Here is a 13,900-nt window from a genome sequence, read left to right on the forward strand (position 1 = left end):
GTTCAGATGCGGCAACAACACCGCGAAGCGCGCCGCAAGCTGATCGCGAACCTCGCCCGAGATGGCCATACCGACTCATCGAACCGGAAACCGAGAAGCACCGTGTTGTTTCCTTACAAGTCCACCTGGTCCGCTCGTCACTGCGGTATGCCTCCAAGACGCACTGGAGCCGGCTCACCCGCGATTTGCGGCAGATCTACACCGCCCCGACCGAAGCCGCCGCCCAGCAGCGGTTCACCGAGTTCGAGGCCGAGTGGGGCGAGAAGTATCCGGCGATCGTCCGGTTGTGGCGGGACGCCTGGCCGACGTTCACGCCGTTCCTGTCGTTCCCGGCCGAGATCCGCAAGGTCATCTACACCACCAACGCGATCGAGAGCCTGAACGCCCGGTTCCGCCAGGCCACCCGCCGCCGCGGGCACTTCCCCACCGAACAAGCCGCACTCAAAGTGCTCTACCTGGTCATCCGGCAACCCCTGAAGAACCGGCCGAACGTCACCGGAAAAACCCCCGGCTGGAAAGCAGCGCTGAACGCCCTGGCGCTGCACTACGGTGACCGCATCACCCTGAACTGAAAGCTGATCACCGCCTCACCCACAGACTTTCAGACAGTCCCGTCGCCGTCACATCTGGAGGTAGGTCGGCGGCCAGGAAGGCCAGATGCCCGTGAGCAAACTCGACCGAGGTGACGTGCTGCAACCAGGCAATGTACTTGCGGAGCCGGCAACGGTCCGGGCTGACTTCAAAATCGGACACCTGGAAGGATCCCTCGACGCTCCGGTCACCACACAGATCGTGGTCCATCCCCGCGTGCGCGGGGAGCACCTCAACTGCTCGGAGTCGAGCCCGAGAGCCCTGGGACCATCCCCGCGTGCGCGGGGAGCACGGCTGGGCGGCACTCGTGAAGCGCGGGACGCCGGGACCATCCCCGCGTGCGCGGGGAGCACAGCACTAGGAGTTCGACGTCAGGCATTTCCAAGGGACCATCCCCGCGTGCGCGGGGAGCACAGCCCCATCTTGCGGAACTGGGTGCCGTACTCGGGACCATCCCCGCGTGCGCGGGGAGCACGCTCCTCCAGTGCGGAGGGCGGGGGCGCTGGTGGGACCATCCCCGCGTGCGCGGGGAGCACCTCGTGGGTTTCGGCCACGATGATGGCCGCACGGGGACCATCCCCGCGTGCGCGGGGAGCACCAGCCCAAGGAGAGCCCGTGAGCAACTCGAAGGGGACCATCCCCGCGTGCGCGGGGAGCACGCAGGAGGACCACCGCCATAGGCGGTAAGGAAGGGACCATCCCCGCGTGCGCGGGGAGCACTGAGCGACGGAGTCTTCATTTGGGTTGAACGGGGGACCATCCCCGCGTGCGCGGGGAGCACGAGGCCGTGGAGGATGTGGCCGGGCTCGTGCCGGGACCATCCCCGCGTGCGCGGGGAGCACGAGGACGGGGCCCGCGCCGAGAGGGACGACCAGGGACCATCCCCGCGTGCGCGGGGAGCACCCCGCAAGGAATACAACCCGTTCCCTGAACGGGGGACCATCCCCGCGTGCGCGGGGAGCACAACGTGGCGAACGGGACCTTCCGGGCGAAGGCGGGACCATCCCCGCGTGCGCGGGGAGCACGACATGAGCGAGGACCGTCTCGCCGCTGACCTGGGACCATCCCCGCGTGCGCGGGGAGCACTTCACGTCGTCGGCCCAGGCTTGGAACTTGGCGGGACCATCCCCGCGTGCGCGGGGAGCACGACCCTCCTGGACAAGGGCGCCGCGTCGGTCGGGGACCATCCCCGCGTGCGCGGGGAGCACATGGTTCCGCACATCTGCTTGTCACCGTCGCGGGGACCATCCCCGCGTGCGCGGGGAGCACGAAGGTGGCCGCGGAAGGGCCGGAGTCAGGGGGGGACCATCCCCGCGTGCGCGGGGAGCACAGGGGTGTGAGCTGCGGAAACGCAGGTCACGAGGGACCATCCCCGCGTGCGCGGGGAGCACAGGGGTGTGAGCTGCGGAAACGCAGGTCACGAGGGACCATCCCCGCGTGCGCGGGGAGCACCGGGTCACGCACTGCGGGGGGTGCGGGTGGCCGGGACCATCCCCGCGTGCGCGGGGAGCACAACTGGCACCACTGGATGGTGTTCACCGCCCCGGGACCATCCCCGCGTGCGCGGGGAGCACGACGCCTCCCCAGGGATGGGGCCCGCGTACCTGGGACCATCCCCGCGTGCGCGGGGAGCACGGGTTGAAGTCTGCGGCGAAGAAGCCCGTCGAGGGACCATCCCCGCGTGCGCGGGGAGCACAGCCAAGTCCCAGCCATAGGTAAGGGCGTAGCGGGACCATCCCCGCGTGCGCGGGGAGCACCAGTGCGGCGGATGCGACCGGCACCGCCCCCTGGGACCATCCCCGCGTGCGCGGGGAGCACGACTGTCTCGGAACCGTCCACTGGTCCAGGCGGGGACCATCCCCGCGTGCGCGGGGAGCACGAGATGCCGAGGTGAACCACGTTCCCATCAAAGGGACCATCCCCGCGTGCGCGGGGAGCACCCACGTGAACGCGCGGTCATGCTTACGGCCCGGGGACCATCCCCGCGTGCGCGGGGAGCACACGCCCTGGCCCTGGCCGTACAGACGCAGCAGGGGACCATCCCCGCGTGCGCGGGGAGCACTCTCCTTGACCTGGGAGTTTAGGCAACACGAGAGCCGTTTTGGAGCACTTCTACAGATACAGACAAATCGGACTCCAGTCGGAGAACACTCCGAACTACTCCGTGACCATCGAACACCACCGCTGTCGAACACTTTTCTAGCATGGTGGCCCCATGTGGCCGTACTCTGAGTTTCTAGCACCGCACACAACGTGTTCGTGTTAAACCACTCTCATGGTTGAGACGGGGGTCGGTGGTGCGTTCCTTCATGGGCGATTGCCGACCGCGGCTCGGACGGTTTGGGCCAAGCATGATCGAAAAACCGACGGGTGGCTTCCGTTGTGGCGCCATCTGGCAGACAGCGGTGCGGTCGCGAAACTCCTGTGGGATTGTTGGGTTCCCCGTCAAGTGCGGGGCGTCGTGGCAGAATCTCTTCCCCATGGGTTTGAGGACGCCCGCAAACTTGCGGTGTGGCTCGCGGCGACTCACGACATCGGCAAGGCGACGCCAGCGTTCGCTTGTCAGGTCGATCCACTTGCCGACGGCATGCGGCGAGCCGGTTTGGAAATGCCGTCCTCCAAGCGCATGACGGACCGACGGCTCGCTCCTCATGGCCTGGCGGGCCAGGTGCTTCTGCGAGATTGGCTTGGCGGGCGGGGCTGGCCGTCACCATCGACATTGTCTTTCTCGATTGTTGCGGGTGGGCATCACGGAGTGCCGCCCACCTTCGACGATATCCGTTACTTGAATGTGCATCCGGAACTTCTTCGCACGCCTGGCTGTGCATCAGCGTGGCGTGCCGTCCAGATGAAGATTCTGGACGAGTGCGCAGTGATGTGCGGCGTGCACGACCGCCTGGGCGAGTGGCGGGATGTGAAACTTTCTCAGTCGGCGCAGGTGGTACTGACCGGGCTGGTCATCGTCGCCGACTGGATAGCAAGTAATTCTGATCTTTTCCCGTACTTCCCTGATGGCCAAGGTGTAAGCAATGAGGAACGGATCGATGCCGCATGGCGCGGACTCGCTCTCCCGGAACCGTGGTGTCCGGTCGAATCGACAACAGGGCTAGATCGCCTTTTTTCTTCTCGTTTCGAGTTGCCGGTCAATGCTCGCGTACGTCCCGTTCAGGCACGCGCAGCCGCGGTTGCGAGGGCCATGGCTTCCCCGGGGCTGACGGTGATCGAGGCGCCCATGGGCGAGGGGAAGACCGAGGCGGCGCTGGCTGTGGCGGAGGTCTTCGCGTCTCGCTCGGGAGCCGGGGGCGTGTTCGTAGCGCTCCCGACGATGGCCACGGGGAACGCGATGTTCCCTCGCATGCTGAGGTGGCTGCGCCGCCTCCCGGACGCGCAGGGGTCGACGCTGCGGTCGGTGATGCTGGCTCACTCAAAGGCGGCATTGAACGATGAGTTCGGTGAACTGGTGCGGGCTGGGAGGGGCACGGTCGCCGGCGTCGAACTCGACGGGGGCGGAGACGAGTGGCGACCGCGCGTTGATCGGCTTGTCTCGTCCGCCGAGCTCGTTGCGCATCAGTGGTTGCACGGCCGTAAGAAGGCCATGCTGTCGTCGTTCATTGTGGGCACGGTCGATCAGCTGCTGTTCATGGGCTTGAAGAGCCGGCATCTGGCGCTTCGGCATCTTGCGCTGGCCGGCAAGGTCGTCGTCATCGACGAGGCGCACGCCTACGACACCTACATGAACTCCTACCTGGATCGGGTGTTGTCATGGCTGGGCGCGTACGGCGTGCCGGTCGTGGTGTTGTCTGCGACGTTGCCGGCCGAGCGACGGCATGAACTGGTCAAGGCTTATCTCGGAAAGGCTGCGCCGGAGCTGCGCGAGGTCCGGGAGGCCGACGGTTACCCCCTTCTGACGGCGGCCGAATCCGGCAAGCCCGTGCTGGTAGAGGAAGTAGCGCCGTCTGGCAGGCGTACGGACGTACAGGTGGAGCGGCTCGGTGACGGGCTGAGCGAGCTGGCGGATCGGCTGGAGCTTGAGCTGAGCGACGGGGGTTGCGCGCTGGTGGTGCGCAACACGGTGGGCCGAGTGCTGGAAACCGCCCAGTTCCTGCGGGCTCGGTTCCCGGAGATCGGCATCACCGTGGCGCATGCCCGCTTCGTCGATCTCGATCGCTCGCGCAAGGACGCCGAGCTGTTGGATCTTTTCGGGCCTCCAGAGCAATGCGTTGGGCGTCGTCCCGCGAGACACATAGTGGTCGCCAGCCAGGTTGCCGAGCAGTCCCTGGACATCGATTTCGATCTGCTCGTGACAGACCTGTGCCCGATCGACCTGCTGCTTCAGCGTATGGGCCGGTTGCATCGGCACATGCGCGGCCCGGATCAGCGTGAACGTCCTGGGCGGCTTCGCTCGGCCCGCTGCCTCGTCGCAGGCATGGACTGGGATGCGGTCCCGGCCGAGCCGGTCATGGGATCGCAGCGCGTTTACAGGTTGCATTCACTGCTGCGATCTGCGGCGGCGTTGGAACCGTATCTGTCGGGCCTGGCCGAGTCAGGGTCGGTGGTGAGGCTGCCGGAGAACATCAGTCCCTTGGTGCAGAGCGCCTACGGGACGGAGCCGATCGGGCCGCCAAGCTGGCAGGAGGCAATGGAACAGGCGTACAAGGACCATTTGCTCCACCAGCAACGCCAGCTCGATAAGGCCCGAGACTTCCAGATCAATGACGTGGGGCGGGCGGGCCGGGCGCTGGTCGGCTGGATCGATGCCGGTGTGGGGGACGCCGACGACACCCGGGCGGGCCGGGCGCAAGTGCGCGACACCCGTGAGTCGCTGGAGGTTCTGGTGGTACAGCGCCTCGCGGACGGGACGATTCGGACGTTGCCGTGGCTCGACGAGGGCCGGGGCGGACGGGAGGTGCCGACCGAGGCGGCTCCTTCCTGGGACGTGGCACGGATCGTGGCGTCGTGCGGCTTGCGGCTGCCGTTCGTGTTCTCCATTCCCGAGGTACTCGACCAGGCGATCGAGGAGTTGGAAGCCGAGTGCGTCCCCGCCTGGCAGTCGAAGGAGAGCCATTGGCTGGCCGGTGAGTTGATCCTGATGCTCGACGAGAACGGCCGGACCCGCTTGGCGGGCTTCGACCTTCGCTACACCCATTCTGATGGTCTTGAGGTGACACGTGTCCAGTGACCTTCGGACGTGCTTCGATCTGACTCGGGAGCCGTGGCTGCCGGTGCTGCGGAAAGACGGCACCGAGGTGCAGCTGTCCCTTTCAGGCGTCTTCGCCCAGGCCACCGAGATCCGCCGGCTCGTCGGAGACGTCCCCACGCAGGAGTTCGCCCTTCTACGGCTGCTGCTCGCCATCCTGCACGATGTGGTGGAGGGGCCGGCCGACCTCGACGCCTGGCAGGAACTCTGGCAAGACGGCCTTCCCTTGGACGGCGCCGCCGGAATCGGCGCGTATCTCGATCGCCATCGTGACCGGTTCGACCTGCTGCATCCCGATGCTCCGTTCTTCCAGACCCCCGGCCTGCGGACGGGCAAGAACGAGATCGCATCCCTGGATCGACTTGTCGCGGACGTGCCGAACGGAACGCTGTTCTTCACCATGCGCGCGCGTGGTGTGGAGCGTCTGTCGTTCGCCGAGGCCGCCCGCTGGGTCGTGCACGCGCACGCCTTCGACACCTCTGGGATCAAGACGGGCGCGGCCGGTGATCCCAGGACCGAGGGCGGCAGGGTCTATCCGCTGGGGACCGGCTGGGCAGGGAACCTGGGAGGTGTCTTCGTCGAGGGCGACGACTTGCGAGAGACGCTGCTGCTGAACCTGATCGCGCTCGATACCGACAACCTCCGCATCGATGCCGGCCAGGACCGTCCCGCGTGGCGGCATCCGGTGCCCGGACCGGCCGAGACGGACCCGCTGGAGCTGAGCAGGCGGCCGACGGGTGTGCGAGACCTGTACACGTGGCAGTCCCGGCGGGTGCGGCTCGCGTTCGACGACGACGGCGTCCACGGCGTCGTGCTGGCTTACGGCGATCCGTTGAGCGCCCGCAACCAGCATCAGCGTGAGCCGATGACCGGATGGCGGCGCAGCCCCACCCAGGAGAAGGCGCAGAGTCTGCCCCAGGTGTACCTGCCGCGCGAGCACGACCCGGGCATCAGCGCCTGGCGGGGTCTGAGTGCGCTGGTCGCCGGTCGAGCTCCCGGCGCAGAGCAGCGTGGCGAAGCCGCGGCGATAGTGCGCCCTCGCATCCTGGACTGGGTCGCTCGGCTGACGATCGAAGGCGGTTTCGCCGAGGACTTCCTCGTCCGGGCGCGGCTGGTGGGAGCCCAGTACGGGACACAGCAATCGGTGATCGACGAAATGATCGATGACGCGGTCGCGATGCCGGTGGTGCTGCTGCACGAGCGTGACACCCGGCTCGGGCAGGAAGCGATCGATGCGGTCGCCGACGCCGAGGCGGCGGTCAGGGTGCTCGGCGACTTGGCGGCCGACCTCGCCCGTGCGATAGGAGCCGATCCCGAACCCGCCCGCACTCATGCGACACGCAACGGCTACGGCATGCTGGACGGCCCTTTCCGCGAATGGCTCGCCACCTTGACCTCGAAGGCCGTCCCGCAGTCTCAGCGGGCGGCTTGGCAGGACCTGGCATACACCGCCGTCGCCCGGCTGGGCGCCCAGGAGGTCGCAGACGCCGGCGACGGCGCATGGGAGGGCCGCATCGTCCAGACCGGCAAGGGCCAGGAACTGTGGCTCACGGCCTCACGCGCCGATGCGACCTTCCGGTACCGGCTCTGCAAGGTGCTGCCCGGTACCGCCCCTGAACCCCATGAAGAGCCCCTCAAGGAGCCCGCGGAGGCCAGCTCATGACCGCCACCGTTCCCGAAGAACGGCAGTACGCGTCCGACCTCATCGGCCAGATCGTCGGCGAGTTCGTCACCCAACTGCAGGACGGCTATCTGCGCGACGCGAGTTCGGCCGTTGGGCGCTTGGCGCAGCTCAGGCGGGGAGCCGGCAAGCTGCCCCAGGACGTCCCGGAACTTTGGGGCCTGACCGGAGCTGACCAGCTCTACCAGGAGCAGACGCTCAGCGAGGTCCAGGCCACGCGTGCGGAGAACGCATCGTTTCTCGCCGTCACGCTGTACGCGCTGCACCAGCAGTCGCGCCCCAATCAGCGGATGCACAGGCCTGGCGTCGACTTGGGCGAAGCCGTCCGCCGGTTGATGCCCCCCGGTGAGATCGACGAGCCGATCCGGCGACGTTTCGTCCGGGTGGGAACCGCCGGAAGCCTCGACGTTCTCGCGTACCGCCTTCGGGAGATCATCTCGCTTCTGCGTCGCGACTCCGTTCCCCTCGATTACTCGGCGCTGGCTGAGCAGCTCTATCACGCCCACACGCCGGACGGTCTCGCACGCGTCCGCCGGAAGTGGGGCCGCAGCTTCCACGCCTACCGTCCGTCTCAGAACCGGGGCGGTCAACCACGGCCTGACCGGATGACGCCGGACGGGACCACGGACGACAAGGACGTCACATGACTCGCACCATCATCGACCTGCATGTGCTGCAGAGCGTCCCGCCGAGCAACCTGAACCGCGATGACACCGGCACGCCCAAGACAGCCGTCTACGGGGGCGTGCGCCGCGCCCGGGTATCGAGCCAGGCGTGGAAGCGCGCCACCCGCAAGAGCTTTCACGACCTGCTGGACCCCAGCGAACTCGGTGTCCGCACCAAGCGGGTGGCGGAGCTGCTCGCCGACCGCATCCACGACCTGGACGCGTCCATCGAGCAGGGCGATGCGTGGAACCTCGCCGCCGAAACCGTGCAGAACGCGACCGGCTCCAAAATCGAGGTCCCCAAGCGCCGCGGCTCCACCGTCGGCGAGGACGAGCCGGCGGCGGCCCCCGAGTCGAAGTACTTGATGTTCCTCAGCGCCCGCCAACTGGACGGGCTCGCCGAACTCGCCGTCGAGGGACGCGACGACATCAAGACGTTCTTCAAGGACAAGGACAACAAGGCGCGGGCCAAGCAGATCGCCAACGCCTGCCACTCGGTCGACATCGCCCTGTTCGGGCGGATGGTGGCCGACGGCGCCGACATCAACGTCGACGCCGCCACCCAGGTCGCGCACGCCCTCAGCGTCCACCAGGTGGAGAACGAGTCTGACTACTACACCGCCATAGACGACCACAAGGAACGCGAGGACGACGACCTCGGCGCGGGCATGATCGGCACCGTGGACTTCAACTCCGCGACCCTCTACCGCTACGCCGCCCTGGACGTCGACCAGCTTCGTGGCAACCTCGGCAAGGGCCTGCGCGACGACGAGCCGGTCACCGAACCCGTCCGCCGCGCCGTGGAGGCGTTCGTACAGGGGTTCATCACCTCGATGCCGACCGGGAAGGTCAACACCTTCGGCAACCACACACTGCCGGACGCGGTAGTGGTGAAGATCCGCTCGTCCCGTCCCATCAGCTTCGTGGGCGCCTTCGAGGAGCCCTGCCGGAAAGGCCAGGACAGCGGCGGATACGTGCAGGAGGCCGCGGCGCGGCTGGCCCGCTACGCCCCGGAGATCGAGACCGCCTACGGTGTCGCCGAGGACGCCCAGACGTGGGTGCTCTCCGTCGGCAAGAGCACTGAGCGGCTGTCGAAGCTGGGCACCCAGGTCTCGCTGCCCGAGCTTGTCAACGCGGTCGGCGAGGAGGTCGCCAGCCGTCAGGACGCGCAGCAGTGAGCGTCCTGACATTGCAGCTCGCCGGTCCCTTGCAGGCATGGGGGGCGTCGGCGCGGTTCGCGCGGCGCACTACCGAGCATGCGCCAACCAAGAGCGGTGTCGTCGGCTTGCTGGCCGCCGCCCTTGGGCGCCGGCGCAGTGACGATCTCACCGACCTGGCGGCGCTGCGCTTCGGTGTCCGCGTCGACCAGCGCGGCGTCCCCGTGCGCGACTACCAGACCGCGCACCGTTTCGAGAGCGGTAAGTCTCTGCCGATCTCCGAACGGTTCTATCTGGCCGACGCGGTCTTCGTGGCCGTGGTCGAAGGCGAGGACGATCTACTCGACCGGCTTCACCGTGCCCTGCGCGACCCGGTTTTCCTGCCGTACCTCGGGCGTCGATCCTGCCCGCCTGCCCGGCCGATCGAACTCGGTGTGCACCACGACCAGACCCTCGACGAACGGCTGAAGGACGAGCCTTGGCGGGCGTCCTCCTGGCACCAGCGCAGAAACCGAGAATCCATGGTGACGCTGGAGACCATCGTCCAAGCCGACGATGTCGCGGGCCCAGTGGACACTCTCCGCGATCAGCCGCTCAGCTTCGACCCGCTTCACCGCCGGTACGCGCTGCGCGCCATCCGCCATCACCAGGTGCGGATTCCCAATCCGGCCGCCCGGCGGCCCGTCACCGACCATGACCCGACCGCTGTCCTGCGAGGCCAGTGATGTACCTGACGCGCTTTCGGATCAACCTTCAACGGATCGGCGCCCGGAAACTGCTCTCCTCTCCGCAGGTCCTGCACGCGTCCGTGATGTCGTCCTTCGCGGAACTCCCCGACTGGACGGACGGCCCGCGGGTGCTGTGGCGGCTCGACCGCGACAGCAAGTCCCGAACCCACCTGTGCATCGTCAGTCCCTACAAGCCGGACCTCACTCACCTGGTCGAGCAGGCCGGCTGGCCGACGACCGCGCGCTGGGAGACCTACGACTACGGTCCCTTCCTCGACCGGCTCGGCACGGGTGACCAGTGGGCCTTCCGCTTGACCGCCAATCCGGTGCACTCGGTGCGCAACAAGGACGGCGTACCGACCAAGGCGACCGCCCACATCGGTCCCAGAAACCAGGCGCGCTGGCTCCTGCAACGCCAGGAGAGCACGGGCTTCAAGATCGCCCGGCGGCCCACGGCCACTGACCTCGAAGACGGATCGGACGAGCATCAGTTGATCGTCCACAGTCGCCGGGAACTCGCCTTCAAGAAGAAGGGCATGCAGAAGCCGGTCACACTGGTGACCGTCACCTACGACGGACTGCTCGAAGTCACAGACCCCGAAGTGTTTCGGCGCGCGCTCACCCACGGCATCGGCAAGGCCAAGGCATACGGCTGCGGCTTGATGACCCTCGCCAAGGCGTGATCCATGTCCACAGTAGGAAAGCGAGGCGCATCCTCGCCGCGTGAACTGACCCGGATGAGCGACCGACTCTCGTTCATCTACCTTGAGCGCTGCACATTGCACCGCGAAGACAACGCCATCACCGCCGAGGACGCCGACGGCATCACCCATATCCCGTCCGCCACGATCGGCACTCTCCTGCTCGGCCCAGGCACTCGCGTCACGCATCAGGCCATGAGCGTCCTGGGCGACAGCGGTGCGGGCGTCGTCTGGGTCGGCGAGCAAGGCGTCCGGTTCTACTCGGGCGGCCGGTCACTCAACCGTTCCTCGGCCCTGGTCGAAGCTCAAGCAACCGCCTGGGCCAACCGCCGTACTCGGCTGGACGTCGCCCGCGCCATGTACCGGATGCGGTTCCCCGGCGAGGACCCGTCAGGTCTCAGCCGCCACGAACTCCTCGGCCGCGAAGGACGACGCGTCAAAGAACGCTACCGGTATGAAGCCGCCCGTTTCGGCCTCACATGGAACGGCCGTCAGTACGTCCCCGGCGACTTCGACTCCGGCGACGCCGCCAACCAGGCCGTCACCGCTGCGGCCCAATGCATGTACGGCGTCGCCCAGACAACGGTCGCCGCACTCGGCTGCTCGCCCGGCCTTGGCTTCATCCATTCCGGCCACGAACTGGCCTTCGTCCTCGACATCGCCGACCTCTACAAGACCGAAATCGCCATCCCCATCTCCTTCGAAGTCGCAGCCGAAAGCCACGAGGACGTCGGCTCCCGCACTCGCCGCGCTCTCCGCGACCGCATCAACGAGGTCGGGCTGCTCCGCCGGTGCGTCCAAGACATCAAACGTCTCCTCCTCCCTGACGACTCATCAGCGGACCTCACCGACAACGACGCCGACCACGTCACGCTCCAAAGCGAGCACGGCATGAACATCGAGTCCGGACGCAACTACGCCGAAGACGTGAACTGGTGACCATCATCATCCTCACCAACTGTCCCGCCGGCCTCCGCGGTTTCCTCACCCGCTGGCTCATGGAGATCTCCCCCGGCGTCTTCATCGGCGGCCCCTCGGCCCGCATCAGGCAAGCCCTCTGGGACGAAGTGCACCAGTACGCCGAGACCGGCCGCGCACTCCTCGCCTATACCACCAACAACGAGCAGGGCTTCACCTTCGAAACCCGGGACCACAAATGGCATCCCATCGACCATGACGGCCTGACACTGATCCGACGCCCCAAGACGAAGCCGGCCGTCTCCTCCAAACCTCCGCCCGCAGGTTGGAGCAATGCCTCCAAACGCCGCCGCTACGGCAAGCGCTAACCTGTAGCCCGAAATGTCGGAATCTCAAGAAGTGCTCCAAAACACGCTCGACGCGCGATAAACCCGCAGGTCAGCGAGAGTGCTCCCCGCGCACGCGGGGATGGTCCCTGGAGCCAATCGACACACCTGATTCCAAGCAGGTGCTCCCCGCGCACGCGGGGATGGTCCCCCATCGACCATGAAGTCGACGACGGTCTCAAGGTGCTCCCCGCGCACGCGGGGATGGTCCCTGAACGCTGCGCAAGGAGACGCTTTTCCGGAGGTGCTCCCCGCGCACGCGGGGATGGTCCCTCCTTCGAGGAGCTGCGCGAGTTCCTGCGGCGGTGCTCCCCGCGCACGCGGGGATGGTCCCTGAACAATTGTTTCAAGATCAAGACCACAGTTGTGCTCCCCGCGCACGCGGGGATGGTCCCCATGACGCCTCCAGAGAGTAACCAGAGACGGGGTGCTCCCCGCGCACGCGGGGATGGTCCCCTCCCGTGCGTCGGGGGACGTGATCGACCGTAGTGCTCCCCGCGCACGCGGGGATGGTCCCGGCCGCGGACTCCCACTCCTCGGCCTTCGCCTGTGCTCCCCGCGCACGCGGGGATGGTCCCGCCATCTGCGACCCGCCGAGGCTCTGGGCGAAGTGCTCCCCGCGCACGCGGGGATGGTCCCGCGACCATCACCGCAATGACGGCCACCGCCAGGTGCTCCCCGCGCACGCGGGGATGGTCCCACCACCCGCCTCACCCCGTGGAAACCCACCATGTGCTCCCCGCGCACGCGGGGATGGTCCCTCGTGGACCTTGATGACCGTGTCGAGGCGGCCGTGCTCCCCGCGCACGCGGGGATGGTCCCCCTGGCCGTGATCGACGGCCTGATCGGGAACGGTGCTCCCCGCGCACGCGGGGATGGTCCCGCGACCTGGGAGACGTGCGCGAAGGGCGCATCGTGCTCCCCGCGCACGCGGGGATGGTCCCGCGACCTGGGAGACGTGCGCGAAGGGCGCATCGTGCTCCCCGCGCACGCGGGGATGGTCCCAGCCCGAGCGCATCCTGGAGGGCATCGTCATTGTGCTCCCCGCGCACGCGGGGATGGTCCCTTCGTCCACGTACAGGGCCCAACCGCCGCTCGGTGCTCCCCGCGCACGCGGGGATGGTCCCTTCGTCCACGTACAGGGCCCAACCGCCGCTCGGTGCTCCCCGCGCACGCGGGGATGGTCCCGTGAACAGGGCGTTCGCGGATGGCGCGTCCCGGTGCTCCCCGCGCACGCGGGGATGCTCCTCTCGCGAGGTGCGGGCCGCGGCGCTTACGCAGATTCCTCTTCCTCCTTACCGCGCCTGCACTCGCGGGCCAGTAGCTCACGAAGGTTGATTGTCGAGGAGCATGGGTTCTTGGTGCTTGTAGCGGCGGTATTGGCTGGTCAAGACGTCTAGTGGGAGTAGGGGCCAGCGGGTGACAGTGCCGGTGGTCTTGTCGATGACCAGGGTGGTCGCGGTTTCCAGGGTTGGGACCGGTGGTGGTTCGGGGATGGGAACCAGGATTGGGATGGCTTGGTAGGCGTCCTCGAACTCTTGGATGTGGATGAGGACCGGGCCGTCGTCGCGGCGGGGTAGGTGGAGGAGAGCGCGGTGCCAGGCTTCGGCGATGTCGATGGTCGTGGGGCGGCGTGTGGGTTCGAGTGCTCCAGTCAGCGTCCGTGTGGTGGCAAGGAGCAGGTCTTGGGCGCGGCGAAGGAAGTCGAGGGTGTGGTCGTCAAGGTGGCTGATGGCAGCCGGTTGGTCGAGGAGGCGGGCGATGGCGGTGGGGTCGGCTAGTTCTGCCAGTGTCCGGATGCTTTCGATGCCTTGTAGGAGGGGCGCGCGGTCGGCGGTGGTGTGCATGGGGTCTCGTCCTGGGTGGGGATGGCGTG

10 protein-coding genes, 1 pseudogene and 2 CRISPR repeat arrays are annotated in these 13,900 nt (G+C 67.6%); of the genes and pseudogenes, 9 read left to right on the top strand and 2 right to left on the bottom strand.

Annotated features, from left to right (window positions below):
- Positions 1-119: 119 nt before the first annotated feature.
- Positions 120-572: pseudogene (locus tag SM418_RS36415) on the top strand (transposase); the annotation flags it as partial.
- A gap of 7 nt (positions 573-579) precedes the next feature.
- Here the strand turns inward: SM418_RS36415 and SM418_RS36420 are convergent.
- Positions 580-753, bottom strand: coding sequence for a hypothetical protein (locus tag SM418_RS36420; protein WP_371946220.1), 174 nt, complete (start codon positions 751-753; stop codon positions 580-582).
- Positions 754-793: 40 nt separating this feature from the next.
- Positions 794-2,653: direct repeats of the CRISPR family, unit length 29 nt; unit sequence GGGACCATCCCCGCGTGCGCGGGGAGCAC.
- A 213-nt stretch (positions 2,654-2,866) separates the two neighbouring features.
- Here SM418_RS36420 and cas3 point away from each other — a divergent pair.
- From cas3 to cas2e, 8 genes are read left to right on the top strand one after another with little or no spacing between them, the layout of a single operon-like run.
- Entirely contained in the window at positions 2,867-5,770 is a 2,904-nt protein-coding gene (cas3, locus tag SM418_RS36425) for a CRISPR-associated helicase Cas3' (RefSeq protein WP_371946219.1), read from the top strand.
- The gene (gene casA, locus SM418_RS36430) at positions 5,760-7,451 is read left to right on the top strand and encodes a type I-E CRISPR-associated protein Cse1/CasA (RefSeq protein WP_371946218.1); all 1,692 of its coding nucleotides are present in this window, start codon (positions 5,760-5,762) and stop codon (positions 7,449-7,451) included. Before cas3 ends, casA begins: the two co-directional genes overlap by 11 nt.
- Positions 7,448-8,116, top strand: coding sequence for a type I-E CRISPR-associated protein Cse2/CasB (gene casB / locus SM418_RS36435; RefSeq protein ID WP_371946217.1), 669 nt, complete (start codon positions 7,448-7,450; stop codon positions 8,114-8,116). The genes casA and casB overlap by 4 nt, the downstream gene beginning before the upstream one ends.
- On the top strand, positions 8,113-9,312 hold the full coding sequence (gene cas7e, locus SM418_RS36440) for a type I-E CRISPR-associated protein Cas7/Cse4/CasC (protein WP_371946216.1): 1,200 nt from the start codon (positions 8,113-8,115) through the stop codon (positions 9,310-9,312). The genes casB and cas7e overlap by 4 nt, the downstream gene beginning before the upstream one ends.
- Positions 9,309-10,016: a type I-E CRISPR-associated protein Cas5/CasD gene (gene cas5e / locus SM418_RS36445; RefSeq protein WP_371946215.1), complete on the top strand. Its 708-nt coding sequence runs from the start codon at positions 9,309-9,311 to the stop codon at positions 10,014-10,016. Before cas7e ends, cas5e begins: the two co-directional genes overlap by 4 nt.
- Positions 10,016-10,702 carry a type I-E CRISPR-associated protein Cas6/Cse3/CasE gene (cas6e, locus tag SM418_RS36450; protein ID WP_371946222.1) on the top strand — a complete coding sequence of 229 codons (687 nt, stop codon included), beginning with the start codon at positions 10,016-10,018 and terminating at the stop codon, positions 10,700-10,702. Before cas5e ends, cas6e begins: the two co-directional genes overlap by 1 nt.
- 3 nt (positions 10,703-10,705) lie before the next feature.
- A complete protein-coding gene (cas1e, locus tag SM418_RS36455; RefSeq protein ID WP_371946214.1) occupies positions 10,706-11,659 on the top strand; it encodes a type I-E CRISPR-associated endonuclease Cas1e in 954 nt (317 codons plus the stop codon).
- Positions 11,656-12,006: a type I-E CRISPR-associated endoribonuclease Cas2e gene (gene cas2e / locus SM418_RS36460; RefSeq protein ID WP_371946213.1), complete on the top strand. Its 351-nt coding sequence runs from the start codon at positions 11,656-11,658 to the stop codon at positions 12,004-12,006. Before cas1e ends, cas2e begins: the two co-directional genes overlap by 4 nt.
- Before the next feature lie 79 nt (positions 12,007-12,085).
- Positions 12,086-13,273: a CRISPR direct-repeat array (repeat unit 29 nt; unit sequence GTGCTCCCCGCGCACGCGGGGATGGTCCC).
- 76 nt (positions 13,274-13,349) lie between these two features.
- Here cas2e and SM418_RS36465 read toward each other — a convergent pair.
- Entirely contained in the window at positions 13,350-13,871 is a 522-nt protein-coding gene (locus tag SM418_RS36465) for an SUKH-4 family immunity protein (RefSeq protein ID WP_371946212.1), read from the bottom strand.
- Between the last annotated feature and the right edge of the window lie 29 nt (positions 13,872-13,900).

The organism is Actinomadura chokoriensis (genome assembly GCF_041463665.1).
Classification (GTDB): Bacteria; Actinomycetota; Actinomycetes; order Streptosporangiales; family Streptosporangiaceae; genus Spirillospora; species Spirillospora chokoriensis_A.

Bases quoted from the DNA above. Each gene is read 5' to 3' on its own strand.
- SM418_RS36465 (WP_371946212.1), bottom strand. From the start codon at position 13,871: ATGCACACCACCGCCGACCGCGCGCCCCTCCTACAAGGCATCGAAAGC.
- cas6e (WP_371946222.1), top strand. From the start codon at position 10,016: ATGTACCTGACGCGCTTTCGGATCAACCTTCAACGGATCGGCGCCCGG.
- cas3 (WP_371946219.1), top strand. From the start codon at position 2,867: ATGGTTGAGACGGGGGTCGGTGGTGCGTTCCTTCATGGGCGATTGCCG.
- casB (WP_371946217.1), top strand. From the start codon at position 7,448: ATGACCGCCACCGTTCCCGAAGAACGGCAGTACGCGTCCGACCTCATC.
- cas1e (WP_371946214.1), top strand. From the start codon at position 10,706: ATGTCCACAGTAGGAAAGCGAGGCGCATCCTCGCCGCGTGAACTGACC.
- cas7e (WP_371946216.1), top strand. From the start codon at position 8,113: ATGACTCGCACCATCATCGACCTGCATGTGCTGCAGAGCGTCCCGCCG.